Origin of the sequence: Stakelama portus, from assembly GCF_003171655.1 — a bacterium.
In the GTDB taxonomy this organism is placed as follows: Bacteria; Pseudomonadota; Alphaproteobacteria; order Sphingomonadales; family Sphingomonadaceae; genus Sphingomonas; species Sphingomonas portus.
This window is the reverse complement of record NZ_QFZL01000001.1, coordinates 832,314-847,268: the sequence shown is the minus strand read 5'-3', so window position 1 is coordinate 847,268 and position 14,955 is coordinate 832,314. Positions and strand designations below refer to the sequence as shown.

General features: G+C 63.8%; 14 protein-coding genes. 7 read left to right on the top strand and 7 right to left on the bottom strand.

Translation table 11 applies throughout. The features are described from left to right. Positions 1-149 precede the first annotated feature (149 nt). The 4 genes from DKB74_RS03930 to DKB74_RS03915 form a co-directional block, all read right to left on the bottom strand. Complete coding sequence (locus DKB74_RS03930) at positions 150-527, bottom strand: PilZ domain-containing protein (RefSeq protein ID WP_109806761.1); 378 nt, start codon at positions 525-527, stop codon at positions 150-152. An 89-nt stretch (positions 528-616) separates the two neighbouring features. Next, a complete protein-coding gene (dksA, locus tag DKB74_RS03925) occupies positions 617-982 on the bottom strand; it encodes an RNA polymerase-binding protein DksA (protein ID WP_420822396.1) in 366 nt (121 codons plus the stop codon). 828 nt (positions 983-1,810) lie between these two features. After that, entirely contained in the window at positions 1,811-2,560 is a 750-nt protein-coding gene (locus tag DKB74_RS03920) for a hypothetical protein (RefSeq protein WP_145960893.1), read from the bottom strand. Between the two features lie 346 nt (positions 2,561-2,906). Beyond that, positions 2,907-3,350: a host attachment family protein gene (locus tag DKB74_RS03915; RefSeq protein ID WP_109806758.1), complete on the bottom strand. Its 444-nt coding sequence runs from the start codon at positions 3,348-3,350 to the stop codon at positions 2,907-2,909. Positions 3,351-3,461: 111 nt separating this feature from the next. Here DKB74_RS03915 and serS point away from each other — a divergent pair, with 111 nt between their 5' ends. The 4 genes from serS (at position 3,462) to DKB74_RS03895 (ending at position 7,653) form a co-directional block, all read left to right on the top strand. After that, complete coding sequence (gene serS / locus DKB74_RS03910; protein WP_109806757.1) at positions 3,462-4,742, top strand: serine--tRNA ligase; 1,281 nt, start codon at positions 3,462-3,464, stop codon at positions 4,740-4,742. Between the two features lie 37 nt (positions 4,743-4,779). Beyond that, positions 4,780-5,544, top strand: coding sequence for a 5'/3'-nucleotidase SurE (surE, locus tag DKB74_RS03905; RefSeq protein ID WP_109807106.1), 765 nt, complete (start codon positions 4,780-4,782; stop codon positions 5,542-5,544). Between the two features lie 199 nt (positions 5,545-5,743). Beyond that, positions 5,744-6,610 carry a M23 family metallopeptidase gene (locus DKB74_RS03900; RefSeq protein WP_239987357.1) on the top strand — a complete coding sequence of 289 codons (867 nt, stop codon included), beginning with the start codon at positions 5,744-5,746 and terminating at the stop codon, positions 6,608-6,610. Then, positions 6,610-7,653 (top strand): potassium channel family protein, encoded by a 1,044-nt coding sequence (locus DKB74_RS03895; protein WP_109806755.1) that lies wholly within the window; start codon positions 6,610-6,612, stop codon positions 7,651-7,653. Before DKB74_RS03900 ends, DKB74_RS03895 begins: the two co-directional genes overlap by 1 nt. A 16-nt stretch (positions 7,654-7,669) precedes the next feature. On the opposite strand, the gene DKB74_RS03890 is transcribed toward DKB74_RS03895, so the two are convergent. Continuing rightward, positions 7,670-8,200 carry a GNAT family N-acetyltransferase gene (locus tag DKB74_RS03890; RefSeq protein ID WP_109806754.1) on the bottom strand — a complete coding sequence of 177 codons (531 nt, stop codon included), beginning with the start codon at positions 8,198-8,200 and terminating at the stop codon, positions 7,670-7,672. A gap of 155 nt (positions 8,201-8,355) precedes the next feature. Between DKB74_RS03890 and rimO the strand changes: the two genes are divergently transcribed. From rimO to DKB74_RS03875, 3 genes are read left to right on the top strand one after another with little or no spacing between them, the layout of a single operon-like run. Next, positions 8,356-9,696 (top strand): 30S ribosomal protein S12 methylthiotransferase RimO, encoded by a 1,341-nt coding sequence (rimO, locus tag DKB74_RS03885; protein WP_109806753.1) that lies wholly within the window; start codon positions 8,356-8,358, stop codon positions 9,694-9,696. Positions 9,697-9,715: 19 nt separating this feature from the next. Next, complete coding sequence (locus tag DKB74_RS03880; RefSeq protein WP_109806752.1) at positions 9,716-10,576, top strand: DUF2306 domain-containing protein; 861 nt, start codon at positions 9,716-9,718, stop codon at positions 10,574-10,576. A 40-nt stretch (positions 10,577-10,616) separates the two neighbouring features. After that, positions 10,617-11,168, top strand: coding sequence for a pseudouridine synthase (locus DKB74_RS03875; protein WP_109806751.1), 552 nt, complete (start codon positions 10,617-10,619; stop codon positions 11,166-11,168). A gap of 88 nt (positions 11,169-11,256) precedes the next feature. Here the strand turns inward: DKB74_RS03875 and mgrA are convergent, their stop codons facing one another. Next, complete coding sequence (mgrA, locus tag DKB74_RS03870; protein WP_109806750.1) at positions 11,257-12,339, bottom strand: L-glyceraldehyde 3-phosphate reductase; 1,083 nt, start codon at positions 12,337-12,339, stop codon at positions 11,257-11,259. Positions 12,340-12,415: 76 nt separating this feature from the next. Then, positions 12,416-14,914: a membrane-bound PQQ-dependent dehydrogenase, glucose/quinate/shikimate family gene (locus DKB74_RS03865; protein ID WP_109806749.1), complete on the bottom strand. Its 2,499-nt coding sequence runs from the start codon at positions 14,912-14,914 to the stop codon at positions 12,416-12,418. Positions 14,915-14,955 lie beyond the last annotated feature (41 nt).

Sequence of the window (14,955 nt, the reverse complement as noted above, 5' to 3'; positions counted from 1 at the left end):
GCGGAGCACCTGCTCCGCCGATCCAACGGGGCGAAACCACCCGCCCACGCATCGCGTCGTCCGGCGCGTTTGCCCGCACAAAGACGCGCCTTACCGACGCGCCCACCGGATTCGGAATTTTTCGGAAAATCGCAGCAGCGCGACGTGCTTCAGCGGCGCGAAATAATCGGCTTGGCATAGACCGGCGTATGCTGGCCCTTGCCCACCGGCTTGCGCGCCAGCATCGGATCAATCTCGGTCTCGAAGGCGATACCGATCCGCCCTTCGGCGCACCAGGCGACCTGCCCGCGAACCCAGCCGATTCCACGCACATCGACTTCGACTGCCGTGTTGCGCGCCACCGGATGGGGATATTCAGCCATCAGACCGCCTGACGACAGGTTGCGTACGCGAACCGGAACCGTCTCGGTACCGCCGGCAAAGCGCAAATGCGCGCTCAGCATCAGGCTGTCGCGCGAACCCGCACGCTGACTGGCGGCGTCATCCGCCGCGAACGCAGCCAGGGGATCGTTGTGATATTGCTCCATCGCTTATCTCGAACCCGAAGACATAATGCAGGAATAGAGCAGGAACTGATCTCCAAAGCGTTAACTCGACGCTTCCGAAACCAGATTTTTCAGTCTTCGCGCGACACTTTTTCGTTGCGCTCGTGACGCTCCTGCGCCTCAACCGTCATCGTCGCGATCGGCCGTGCTTCCAGCCGGGCGAGCGAGATCGGCTCGCCGGTGACTTCGCAATAACCATATTCGCCGTCTTCGATCCGCCGCAAAGCAGCATCGATCTTCGAAATCAGCTTGCGTTGGCGATCGCGCGTCCGCAGCTCGATCGACCAGTCGGTCTCGCTCGATGCGCGATCGGTCAGATCGGCTTCGCGCAGCGTATCGGTCTGCAATTGCGTAAGCGTGCCGGCAGCCTCGCGATAAATCGCGTCTTTCCAGCCCTGAAGCTTTTTCCGAAAATAATCGAGTTGCCGCGGATTCATGAACGGTTCGTCATTCGACGGACGATATCCGTCATCGCCGTCATTGGCCGCCGACGGGAACTCCTGTTCCGGGTTATCGCGCGGATCAAATACCGTAGCCATTCCCCACTCTCCACACCGGTTTCCCAGTGGCATCGCCGCCGGAAGACCGCCCATTGCCCAAGGCGCCTATACGGATGCCCGCTCCATGAAACAAGCTGGCTTTTCAACCGAATCGCCTATCAAATCCCCTGTACAACGGGGGAAATTAGCCGACGCTGAACATAAGCGCCGCGCCAAAGCTACCGTTCGTTTACCATTGCGATTAATAATAGTTAATGAACATAAAGCTATTTCGTATCGAAACGAAACATTAACCAAATAACATCGCACCTGATTGGTGAATATGCGGCGATCTCCTAACAAAGCATAGTTAATTGACTTGCGATTAATCGTTTGTTCCGCCTTTTAAGACATTACCAGTCCGCCTTGGCCCGGAATTCAGTCCGGGTCCGGTGCAGTAACGGGGAAGTGGGACGTCATGTCGGTTCGGATGGCCTTGGCAAAATTATGCGCTTGCGCATGCGGTGGCGCCATTTTGGGCGGTGGGGCCGTTCATGTGGCGGAAACGGTGCACGACGATCAGATCGCGTCGGTGCAGTCCCAGGCCGATAGCCAGGGCAAGCTGACGCGCCGGACGACTCGCCGTACCGTGACTCGCCCCGAATCCCGTCGCACCGTGCGCACCGAAACCCGGACGGTTCAGCAGAGCTGCCCGCAACCCACGGTCGTCACCGTCACGTCTCAGGGCACGCCGGTCCCCCTGCCCCCTGCATCCTATGCGGGCGGCTATGGATCGAGCGGCGAAATCCCGATCGTCTCGGGCACCAGCAGCACCGCAGGCGCGACCGTGGTCGGCGGATCGAGCGGCGGCGGCGGTTTCGCCGGCGGCTTTTTCGCAGGCGGCTTCTTCGGCGGCGGCGGCGGATCGAGCGGCGGCATTGTTATTTCCTCGACCTCGAGCAGTTCCGGTTCCTCGGGAACCAGCTCGGGATCGAGCGGCATCGACATCGATATCGACGTATCGTCGGGCGGATCGTCCACCTCGACATCGACCGGCGGTTCCTCGACGTCGAGCGGCAGCGTGAGCAGCACTTCGTCCACCGGCGGGTCTTCCTCCTCGACATCGAGCGGCAGCGTCAGCAGCACCTCGTCGACCGGCGGCTCCTCGACCGGCGGTTCGTCGACTTCCACCGGCGGCTCTTCGACATCGACGGGCGGTTCTTCGACCTCGACCGGCGGATCGTCGACCAGCTCCTCGACCTCGTCGGGCGGCAGCTCCGGGGATGTCTCCTCCTCGACCTCGTCGGGCGGCAGCTCGGGCGACGTGTCGTCCTCGTCTTCGACCTCTTCCGGCGGCAGCAGCGGCGATGTCTCGTCGTCCACTTCCTCCTCGACATCGAGCGGCGTTTCGTCGTCCAGCTCGACCTCGAGCGGCGTTTCCAGTTCGTCGTCGACCTCCAGCTCGTCCAACGGGTCGAGCAGCTCGACTTCCAGTTCCTCGAACGGTTCGAGCAGTTCGACTTCGAGCTCGTCCAACGGCTCGAGCTCGTCCAACGGATCGAGCGGCTGGCATGGGTCGAGCGGCTGGGGTTCCAGCGGCTGGCATGGGTCTTCGGGTCATGGATCGAGCGGCTGGGGCTCGAGCGGTCATGGCGGCAGCTCCAGCCATGGCGGCGGATCGAGTGGCGGCCCCGCCCCGGTTCCGGCACCGCCGATGGTGCTGCTGTTCGGCGGCGCTGCGGCAGCCCTGGTGGTGCGCAAGCGCCTTGCGAAGCGGAAAGAAGCCGCGACGGCATAATCCGGCATCGATTGCCGATGAAGAAACGGCGCCCCACCGCATCGGTGGAGCGCCGTTTTCATATCGGCCGCCGAAAGGTGCCGGTTATTCGGCGTTCAGCAACAGCTTTTCGATATCGGCGATGCTGTGCCCGGTCAGATCCTTGTCGAGCTCGCCGGTAAGCCGCGCCTCGACTTCCTTGTGATAATTTTTGCGCAATTCGCCCAGCGTCCGGGGCGGCGCCACGACGATCAACGATTCGAAATCATTGTTCAGCGCGCGCTTTTTCAACAACTCGGCGGTCTGGGCTGCGAACCGGTCTTCTTCCAGCTGATGAAAATCGGTTTCCTGATAGGAGCTGCGGCCATGGCCGACGCTTGAGAACGTCGTCCCCGGCGCGTCGGTCGATTGCTCGCGATCGGGCGGATTGTCCTGCTCGCGGACACGCTCGACCTGCAGGTTCGGATAATCGGCATCGCCCTCGTTGCGAAGGAACAGCATCTTGCGACCGTCGGCCACGACGACAAAGGCCTTGTGCGGAACCTGCATGATTTTTCTCCTTGTTATTGCACTTGTCCCCCATCAACGCACGGCAGGCGCCTGCAGTTTCGGTATATCACCGGGTTGCGCAGTTTCGGTGGCCCGGCCATAGCGCTGGCCATGCACGACATCCGTTTCATCCGTGAAAATCCCGCAGCGTTCGACGCCGGACTCGCGCGTCGCGGTGCCGATCCGCTGGCCGACGAACTGATCGCGCTCGACGAACGCCGCCGGTCGCTGATCACCGAGCTTCAGGCCGGTCAGGCGCGCCGCAACGAAGCGTCGAAGGCGATCGGCGCAGCCAAGGCGCAAAAGGATGAGGAAACGGCCCAGGCGCTGATGGCCGAAGTGTCGGCGCTCAAGGAACGGCTCCCGGCGCTTGAGGCAGAGGAGAAAAGCCTCACCGCCGATCTCGAATCGCGGCTCGCCGCCATCCCCAATCTCCCGCTCGCCGATGTGCCCGATGGCGCGGATGAGGATGACAATGCCCTCGTCGCCAGCCATGGCACGCCGCCCCAGTTCGCGTTCGAGGCAAAGGAGCATGACGAAATCGGCCCGGCGCTGGGACTCGATTTCGAAACCGGCGTAAAGCTCGCCGGCGCGCGCTTCACGCTGCTGCGTGGCCCGGTGGCGCGGCTCTATCGCGCGCTGGGACAGTTCATGCTGACCACGCTCGCGCGCGATCATGGCTATGAACAGGTGATCCCGCCGCTGATGGTCCGCGACGAAGCGATGTTCGGTACGGGCCAGCTTCCCAAATTCGCCGACGATCTGTTCCAGACGACCGATGGCCGCTGGCTGATCCCGACCGCCGAAGTCAGCCTGACCAACATCGTCGCACAGGAGATCCTGGCCGAAGAGGAATTGCCGCTGCGCTTCACCGCGCTGACCCCCTGTTTCCGTTCCGAAGCCGGCGCGGCGGGCCGCGACACGCGCGGGTTCATCCGCCAGCATCAGTTCGACAAGGTCGAGATGGTTTCGATCACCACACCCGACCAGTCCGAGGCCGAACATGAGCGGATGACCGCCTGTGCCGAAGATATCCTCAACAAGCTTGGCCTCCCCTTCCGCAGGATGAAGCTGTGCACCGGCGACATGGGCTTTTCGGCGGCGCGCACCTATGATCTGGAAGTCTGGCTGCCGGGCCAGAAACGCTATCGCGAGATTTCGAGCTGTTCGACCTGCACCGATTTTCAGGCACGCCGCATGAACGCGCGCTTCCGTGCCGAGGGCGAAAAGGGCACCCGCTTCGTCCACACGCTCAACGGATCGGGGCTCGCGGTCGGCCGCACGCTGGTGGCGGTTCTCGAAAACTATCAGAACGAAGACGGCTCGATCACCATACCCGAAGCGTTCCGGCCCTATATCCACGGGCTCGAACGGCTGGAGCCGATGGCGTGAGTGGCACAGGCCACACCGATCGAAAGGATTGTCGCTGATGCGCATCCTGCTGACCAATGATGACGGCTATCACGCGCGCGGCCTCGCCGTTCTGGAAGAGATTGCTGCGGCCTTTTCGGACGATGTCTGGGTCGTCGCGCCTGCCGAGGAACAATCGGGCGCGGGACATTCGCTGACGCTCACCCGGCCGCTGCGCATTCGCAAATTCGCCGAAAAACGCTTCGCCGTTTCCGGGACGCCGACCGACGCCGTGATGATGGCGCTTGCCAGGATCATGAAGGACAATCCGCCCGACGTGATTCTGTCGGGCGTCAATCGCGGCGCCAACCTCGCCGAGGACGTCACCTATTCGGGCACGGTTTCGGCGGCGATGGAAGGCGCGCTGGCGGGCGTGCGATCGATCGCGCTCAGCCAGGTCTATTCGCGCGAAGGATTGGGGGACGCGATTCCCTTTTCCGCCGCGCGCGAATGGGGCGCGCGCGCGATCGGGCCGTTGTTGAAGATGGATTGGCCCGCCCGCACGCTGGTAAACGTCAATTTTCCCGCCCTGCCCGCCGATCAGGTTCGGGGTATCCGCGTGGTGGCGCAGGGCCTGCGCGACTATGGCCGGCTTCAGATCGTGTCCAATCACGATCCGCGCGGGTTCGAATATCACTGGTTCGCGCTGGGCCCGACGGTGGAAACACCGGCCCATGCCACGGACCTGGAAGCGGTTCAGGACGGACATATCGCGGTCACGCCGCTACATCTGGACCTGACGCATCGCGATTCTCTCGATATGCTTACCCAGGCCTATCGGTGACATTCGTCTGGGGGGACGCATGGTTCGATTGAGGAATTTGGCGCTGACGCTCCCGGCCGCTGCCGCTCTGGCCGGCTGTATTCCCCCGTCCGCGCCGCGCGGACCGGGCACCGCTGCGTCCGCGCCCACACCCACGGTTCGGCAGAACCGGGATGTCCGCACCCTGCCCGCTCCCGCGCCGGCGTGGGAATCGCGTCCGGTGACTGCCGATGCTCAGCTGGTGCCCGCGACCACCTATGTCGTGCGCAGCGGCGACACGCTGCGCGGCATTTCGAACCGTACCGGTGCCGGGTCCGAAGCGATCGCCCGCGCCAATGGCCTCCAGCCGCCATTTACCATTTTTCCTAACCAACGACTCACCATACCCGGCGGGCGCTATCACACCGTCCATGCCGGCGAGACGGGCATCGCCATCGCCCGCGCCTATGGCGTCGACTGGGGCCGGATCGTCGCCGTCAACGATCTTGAGGAACCCTATGTGCTGCGCACCGGCATGCGGCTGTTGCTTCCCGACACGGGGAACGAGACGCTGGAAGAGCGCGCCGCGCGGTTCCATGTCGATATCGACGATATCGTTACCGGCGGCGAACCCGCCATCGCCACCAACGAGCAACCGGTTCAGCCGACCGCATCCTCGGCCCGCGTGCTGCCTTCCGATGCTGCGGTCGCCGAACCCGCGCATATGCGCGGTTCCTTCGCATGGCCCGCGCACGGCCAGATCATCGGCCGGTTCGGTCCGGGCCAGAGCGGCGAGCGCAACGACGGCATCAAGATCGCCGTTCCGCTCGATTCGTCGATCCTCGCCGCGGCGGACGGCGTCGTCGCCTATGTCGGCAGCGACATTCCCCAGCTGGGCGGCGTCGTGATCCTGAAACATGGCGATGGCTGGACTACCGTCTATGGTCATATCGGCCAGATCCTCGTCCAGCGGGGTCAGGCGGTGCAGCGTGGCCAGACGATCGGCCTGTCGGGCGAATCGGGCTTCGTCGATCGCCCGCAGCTCCATTTCGAAATTCGCAAAGGGCGCGATCCGATCGACCCGCTCACGCGCTTGCCCCCCGCATAATGGCGATACATCGCCCTCCTGCGACTCTCCGGCGCAAATCGCCGCTTCCCGTCTGGTTGTCGATCGGTTGGCGCATAATCGGCGTGATGGCGCTGCTCGCACTGGCGATCGGCGTCCATTATTTCGACCGCGAAGGGCTGCGTGACACCTATGACGGGCATGTCAGCTTTCTCGACGTGGTGTATTTCACGGCGATTTCGATCACGACGACAGGCTATGGCGACATCGCGCCGGTGACCGAACAGGCGCGGATGTTCGACGCGCTGGTGGTGACGCCGATCCGTATCTTCGTGGTGCTGCTGTTTGTCGGCACCACCTATAATTTCGTGCTCCGCAGAACCTGGGACAAATGGCGAATGGCGTATATCCAGCGGCACCTTCACGACCATTATATCGTTGCCGGTTTCGGCAAGACGGGATCGGACGCAGTCGACGAACTGATCGCGCGCGGCGTCGCGGCACAGGATATCGTGGTGATCGACGGCAATGCGGAATCGCTCGCCCAGGCCGAAGCCTGTGGCTGCGCCGTGCTTCAGGGCGATGCGACGCGCGATCGGGTGCTTGAGGATGTGAAGATCGGGCGTGCCCGCGCGCTTATCGTATCGGCGGGACGCGACGACACCTCGATCCTCATCACGCTAACCGCACGACACCTGTCGAAAACGATTCCGATCAGCGTCACGGTGAAGGCCGACGACAACGAAACCCCCGCCCGCGCCGCCGGCGCCACCACCGTCATCAATCCGGTCAGCTTCGCCGGACTGTTGCTCGCCGGATCATGCACCGGCCCGCACATCGCCGACTATATGATGGACCTTGCCTCGATCAACGGACGGATCGCGCTGTCCGAACGAACGGTCGCGCCGCCCGAAATCGGCAAGCCGCTATCGGCGATCACCACCGGCATGGGGATGCGCATCTATCGCGACGGCAAACCGTTCAGCTTTTGGGAAGATGCGGCCAAAGCGCTCGAACCCGGCGATATCATCGTCGAAATCGTGCCCCAGGGCGCGGCCCGCGCCAAGCGCGCGGCGCAGCCCTAGGCCGTGACGGCGCGGTTCAGAACCGCGCTTCGAGCACCATCAGCGTCGGATCGTCATTGTCGACTCGCGCCGTAAAGCCCATTTCGCGCTCCAGCTCGATCGCCGAGTGATTTTCGCGCGCCTCGATCGACAACAGCCGCTTGACGCCGCGCCGCATCGCTTCCTCGACAAGGAACGCCAGCATCGTCCAGCCGATACCCTGTCCCTTGCGGTCCGAACGGATGGAAATCGCGACTTCGGCAGTATCCATCGCATTGTCGCAAGCGAGCATCGCCGTCGCGATCAGCTCGTCGGTCGCCTTGTCGAACACAAGGAAACTCTCGGTGCGCCAATGGTCCACGCGCGTCATCGCCACCAGCTGGTCGCGCCCGATATGATCGCGCGCCGACAGAAAGCGAAACCGGCGATCGTCCGGCGAAACCGATTCGAACAAGGTTTCCAGCGCCGCTTCATCGGCTTCGGTCGCCGCACGCACATCGATCACCAGCCCGGTGCGCGTCTTCAGCGCAACATTGTGGTGGAGCGGCGTTTCGACGGGAAGGCTCATTTCGAAATCTCCAGCTTGCGGTACGATGCCCTTACAACGCGCCTAGCCACGAAAAGTCCGTTTCGCCTTGCGCATTATCAAATGCGGGAACGCACAGCGCCGATCCGACGGCATCTGTTCAAACGCGTCGCAAATCCCTATGTCGCGCGCCAATCATGGCAACCAAAATCCCCGAATCCCCCAAGGTGGGAATGGTGTCGCTCGGCTGTCCCAAGAATCTGGTCGACAGCGAGCGTATCCTGACCAAGCTGCGCAGCGACGGCTATGGCCTGTCGCCCGATTATGCGGGCGCCGATGTCGTGCTGGTCAATACGTGCGGCTTTCTCGACAGCGCCAAGGAAGAAAGCCTCGAAGCGATTGGCGAGGCGATCAGCGAAAATGGCCGCGTCATCGTCACCGGCTGCATGGGCGACGAAGCCGACAAGATCCGCGAGCGCTTCCCCAACGTCCTCGCGATCACCGGCGCGCATCAATATGAGCAGGTCGTGTCGGCGGTGCATGAGGCGGCGCCCGCCACGCCCTCGCCCTTTGTCGATCTGGTGCCCGAAGCGGGGCTCAAGCTCACCCCGCGCCATTACAGCTATCTGAAGATTTCAGAGGGCTGCAATCATCGCTGCGCCTTTTGCATCATCCCGCAACTGCGCGGCGATCTGGTCAGCCGGCGCCCCGACGCGATCCTGCGCGAAGCCGAAAAGCTGGTCGAGGCGGGAACGCAGGAATTGCTGGTGATCAGCCAGGATACCAGCGCCTATGGCGTCGATATCCGCAAACAGCCGCGCATGTGGAAGGGCGAGGAAATCGTCCCGCACATGACCGATCTTGCCCGCGAACTCGGCAAGATCGCGCCCTGGGTGCGGCTCCACTATGTCTATCCCTACCCCCATGTCGATCAGGTCATCCCGCTGATGGCCGAGGGGCTGATCCTCCCCTATCTCGACATTCCGTTCCAGCATGCCAGCCGCAATGTGCTGAAGGCGATGAAGCGCCCGGCCAACGAAGCAAAGGTGCTCGAACGGCTGAAGGCATGGCGGGAAATCGCACCCGATCTCACCATCCGCTCGACCTTCGTCGTCGGCTTTCCCGGAGAGACCGAGGAGGATTTCCAGTATCTGCTCGACTGGCTCGACGAAGCACAGCTCGATCGCGTCGGCGCGTTCCGCTTCGAACCGGTCGAAGGCGCGGCGGCCAACGCCCTGCCCGATCCGGTGCCCGAGGAAGTCAAGGAAGCGCGCTACGCCCGGATCATGGAAAAGACCGCAGCGATCAGCGCCGCGAAACTCGCCGCAAAGGTCGGTCGCGAGATCGACGTCATTATCGATGAAGTCGATGAAGACGGCGGCGCCAATGCGCGCAGCCAGGCCGATGCCCCGGAAATCGACGGACAGGTTTTCCTGCGCGACGCCGGGCATCTGGCGCAGGGCCAGATCGTCCGCGTCATGGTCGAGGAAGCCGACGAACACGACTTGTACGGAGCCCCCGTTACGCTAAACCGATAGGATCGCACCGGGGGGAGCCATGTCGACGCATATCGCGACCGCGAATTTCGAGCTTCCGCCAGCTGCACCACAGCCGGATCGCACAGCTCCAGCGCTGCGCTGGTCGGTTCGCACGTTCGTCGCGACGGTGTGGATCAGCGCGGCTCTGTTCGCGGCCTATATCCTCGCTGGATATGTCGGCGCGGCGGTAACCGGGCATGCCGGGGACTGGAACGACTTGTTTCCCCGCCTCTATGCGCGTCGGTCGCTGGCCGCGAACATCGGCATGGGGCTGCATTTCGCGCTGGGCGCCGTGTTGCTGTTGCTCGGACCCATTCAGCTTTTCACGTCCATTCGGACGCGTTGGCCGCGCGTCCATCGCTGGACCGGCTGGGTCTATGCCAGTGCCGCCGTCGTCACCGGGCTGGGCGGCACCGTCTATATCCTGGGCAAGGGGACGATCGGCGGAACGGCGATGGATGTCGCTTTCGCGATCTATGGCCTGTTGATGGTCGTGGCCGCAGCGCAGACGGTGCGGTTTGCGGTTGCGCGCCGGCTGGAAATACATCGCGCCTGGGCAATCCGCCTGTTCGCGCTTGCGATCGGATCGTGGCTCTATCGCATGGACTATGGCTTCTGGATGCTGTTCGCGGGCCGCACCGGGCGTACGCCACAGTTTGACGGACCGTTCGACCTGTTCATGCTCTATTGGTTCTTCGTTCCCAACCTGATCGTCGCCGAGATGTTCATTCGCGCGCGCCGCACAACCGCTTCCGCGACGGCACAATTCGCCGCCGCCGGAGTGCTTTCGATCGCGACGATCTTCGTTGCCCTCGGCACGTTCTTCTTCACATGGAAGGCCTGGGCACCGGTGGTGCTGGCGCGAATAGCAGGGCTTTGATGCCGGCATTCCGGCAACATGCGTCGGCGAGCCCGCCGCGATGACTCGGCTGATCCTGTTCAACAAGCCCTATGACGTGCTGTGCCAGTTCACCGATCGCGGCACCGATACGCCGCGCGCGACTTTGTCGGATTTCATCGACCTGCCCGGCGTCTATCCCGCCGGGCGGCTCGACCGCGACAGCGAAGGGCTGCTCGCGCTGACCGATGACGGACGGCTGCAGGCGCGCATCGCCGATCCGAAATTCAAGCTCGCCAAGACCTATCTGGTACAGGTCGAGGGCATAGCCGACGACGCGGCACTCGAAACGCTGCGCAACGGCGTCGCGCTCAAGGACGGCGTCACACGCCGTGCGCAGGTCGAGGCAATCGACCCGCCCGACCTGTGGCCACGCAACCCACCGGTGCGGTTTCGCAAGACGGTGCCCGACAGCTGGCTGCGCCTCACCATCCGCGAGGGCCGCAACCGCCAGGTGCGGCGCATGACCGCAGCGGTCGGCCTGCCGACGCTGCGCCTCGTCCGCTGGAGCATCGGCGACTGGTCGCTCGACGACATCGCGCCGGGCGAATGGCGCGAGGTTCCGCAGGGCTGACGCGCATCGGCGATTGCCCGGCACCGGCTTTCAACCGGCAAGGCCCGGGCTCCAAGGATCCTGGCCGCGATCGGGCTCGCCACCTGACCTAGCTGTTCAGCGGCCGCCCGCCCGGCGCGGGCTGTTCGGTGATCTGCGACGATATGTCCCACAGATCGATCCCGCCATCGACGGCATGGCGATCGATCGCCGCCAGTTCATCATCGCTGAAATCGAGCCGCTTGACTGCATCGAGGCTGTCGTCGAGCTGCGCCACCGTGCGCGCGCCGATCAGCGCCGAAGTGACGCGCGGGTCGCGCAACACCCAGGATATCGCCATCTGCGCCATCGTCTGGCCGCGTCCGCGCGCGATTTCGCGCAACTTGCGCACGCGATCGATATTTTCCGCGCTCAACAGCGATCGCGACAGCGACCCCTGCTTCGCCGCGCGTGCTTCCGCCGGAACGCCATCGAGATATTTGTCGGTCAGCATCCCCTGCGCCAGCGGCGAAAAGGCAATGCAGCCGACGCCAAGATCGCCGAGCGTATCGAGCAGCCCGCGCTCGACCCAGCGATTGAGCATCGAATAGCTGGGCTGATGGATCAGCAACGGCACTTTATATTCGGTCAGGATCGCCGCAGCCCTGCGCGTCAATTCGGGCGAATGCGACGAGATGCCGATATAGAGCGCCTTGCCCTGTGCATGGATCTGCGCGAGCGCGCCCATCGTCTCCTCAAGCGGCGTTTCGGGATCGACGCGGTGCGAATAGAAGATATCGACATAATCGAGCCCCATCCGCTTGAGGCTCTGATCGCAGCTGGCGATCACATATTTCCTGCTGCCGCCGACATCGCCATAGGGGCCGGGCCACATGTCCCACCCCGCCTTGGTCGAGACGATCAGTTCGTCGCGATGGCCGGCAAAGTCCCTGGCCAGTACGCGCCCGAAATTCTCCTCCGCCGAGCCATAGGGCGGGCCATAATTGTTCGCGAGATCGAAATGGGTGACGCCGCGATCAAAGGCGCGGCGCAGCATCGCGCGGCCGGTTTCGAACATATCGACCCCACCGAAATTCTGCCACAGCCCCAGGCTGATCGCCGGCAGTTTCAGCCCGCTGCGCCCGCATCGCCGATACGGCATCCGCCCGTCATAGCGATCGGCATCGGCAACATAAGGCGGCTCGAAAACCATTTTCTCTCTCCGAACAACAAATCGCCGCGCCTTGTGGCAAAGGCGCGGCGACAAGTCACTTGGCCGTCAGCCCGGTTTATTGCGGCAGGGCATAGGCGACGAGCGAGTCGCCGATCGGCGTCTCCATGAAATGATGCCCGCCGGCCATGATCACCAGATATTGGCGACCATCGACTTCATAGGTCATCGGCGTTGCCTGCCCCCCGGCCGGCAACACGTCCTGCCACACCGTCTTGCCGGTACGGATGTCGATCGCACGGATCAGGTCATCGGTCGCCGCAGCGACAAAGATCAGCCCGCCCGCCGTCACCACCGACCCGCCATTGTTCGGCGTCCCGATCGAGATCGGCAGATAGCTGGGGATGCCGAACGGCCCGTTCTTGCGCGCGGTGCCGAGCGGACGATCCCACAAGGTCTTGCCGGTGCGCATGTCGATCGCGCGGATGCCGCCATAGGGAGGCTCCTTGCACAGCAGGCCGGTAAAGGGCAGCCGCCAGCCGGCATTGACGTCGATGGCATAGGGCGCGCCTGCCTGCGGGTCGCCGGCGCCTTCGGCATGGCCGCCCATATTGCCGCCTCGCGCAGCGGCGGCATCGGCCTTTGCGGCGTCACCCGGTTCGCGCGGTTTCCAGCCCTTGGCATCGGCTTCGGCACGCGGCACCAGCCGGTTATAGTTCGGCATGTCGTTATAATTGGCGATGATCACGCCGCGCGCCGGGTCGACGGCGATGCCGCCCCAGTCGGTTCCGCCATTATAGCCGGGATATTCGATCCAGCGACGGTCGGCGGTCGGGGCAGTGTAAAAGCCCTCATAGCTCGCCCGGCGAAACTGGATGCGGCAGACCATCTGGTCGATCGGCGACATGCCCCACATATCGCGCTCGGTCAGGTCGGGCTTACGCAGAGTATGCCACAGCGACACCGGCTGCGTCGCCGCACGCTGGTCGGGCTCTACCCCGCCCTGCGGCGCCTTCAACTCGCCGACCTGCGTCAGCGGGCGGCCGGTCCTGCGATCGAGCACATACAGGTCGCCCTGTTTCGACGGCAGGATCAGCGCGGGCTCGGTCCCGTTGCCAGTCGGCCAGTCGATCAATGTCGCCTGCGCACCCAGATCATAATCCCACACATCGTTGCGCGACGTCTGAAACCGCCAGCGCGGCTTGCCGGTCTTCACATCGACCGCGACCAGCGACGAAGCGAAGAATTTCTCCTGGGGCTTGCGATCGGTGCTCCAGTAATCGACCGAGGCATTGCCCATCGGCAGATAGACGAGCCCCAGCTGATCGTCGCCCGATGCGGTCGTCCACATATTGGGCGTTCCGCGCGCAAAACTCTGGCCTTCGGGCGGCAAACCGGTCCAGTCGGGATTCATCATGTCCCACGCCCAGCGCAGTTCGCCGGTTACCGCGTCATAGCCGTGGATGACGCCCGACGGCGCTTCCAGCTTTTGCCCGTCGAGCACCTGATGCCCGACGACGATCACGCCATCGACGATGGTCGGCGGCGCCGAAATCGCCACCATGCCGGGGACGACTTCACCCATTCCCTTTTTGATGTCGACCTGACCGTTCGTGCCGAATCCCGAACACGGCTTGCCGGTGGTCGCATCGACCGCAATCACCCGTCCGTCGAGCGTGCCTTCGATGATCCGCGTCACACAGTCATCGGCAGGCGCAGCCGGCCGGTTTGCGGGCGAAGGCGGCGCGGTGCCGCCATTGCCGATGCGCGTGTCATAATAAACGACCCCGCGGCACGCCGCAGTATAGGGAATCCAGGCATCGGGAACCTGGGGGTCATAGCGCCATTTCTCCTTGCCCGTCGTCGGATCGAGCGCGATCAGGATATTGGTCGCCGAGCAAAGATAGAGCGTGTCGCCGACCTTGATCGGCGTCGTTTCCGCGCCGTATTTGCCCTCGGCAAAGGCCGTTTTGGGCAAGTCGCCGGTATGCGCGACCCAGGCCCGCTTCAGGCTGCCGACATTCTCGGCATTGATCTGCTGCAACGGCGAATAACGTCGCGCGCTCGCCGTGCCGCCATAGACCGGCCAGTCGGCGCCGACCTTCATCGGCCCGGTTTCGCCCATCGCCGATGCGGTCGGGGCCGGGATCTGCGCGAACATCGTGGCAGGCGCATTCGCCGACGCCACCCAGAAATTGACGACGGTCAGGACCAGCACCGCAGCGACTCCGCCCAATGCGAATTTCCACCGCCCGTCGCGCGTCGAAAGCGTCGCCATCGCCGGCAGGACCAACAGCATCAGCACCACCGGCGCGATGATGCGCGGCACCTGACCCCAGGGATCGGCACCGACTTCCCACCATGCCCAGATAAAGGTCAGCGCGACGATCGCGACATAGACCCAGCCGCCGATCAGCTTGCCGCGAATGAGCTGCACACCGGCAAAGAGCAATCCCGCGCCCGCCAGCAGATAATAAATCGATCCGCCCAGCACGGCGAGCCAGGCGCCACCGCCGACCAATGTCAGCCCGATCAGCGCCAATATTGCCCCGACGATGATCGCGACGATGGTCGGGCCGCGCGGCACAGGAGAATGCTCCTCGATCACCGGGTACATCTCCGGAGCTTCCGCGCGTTCGTCGCTCATGTCTCTGTCTC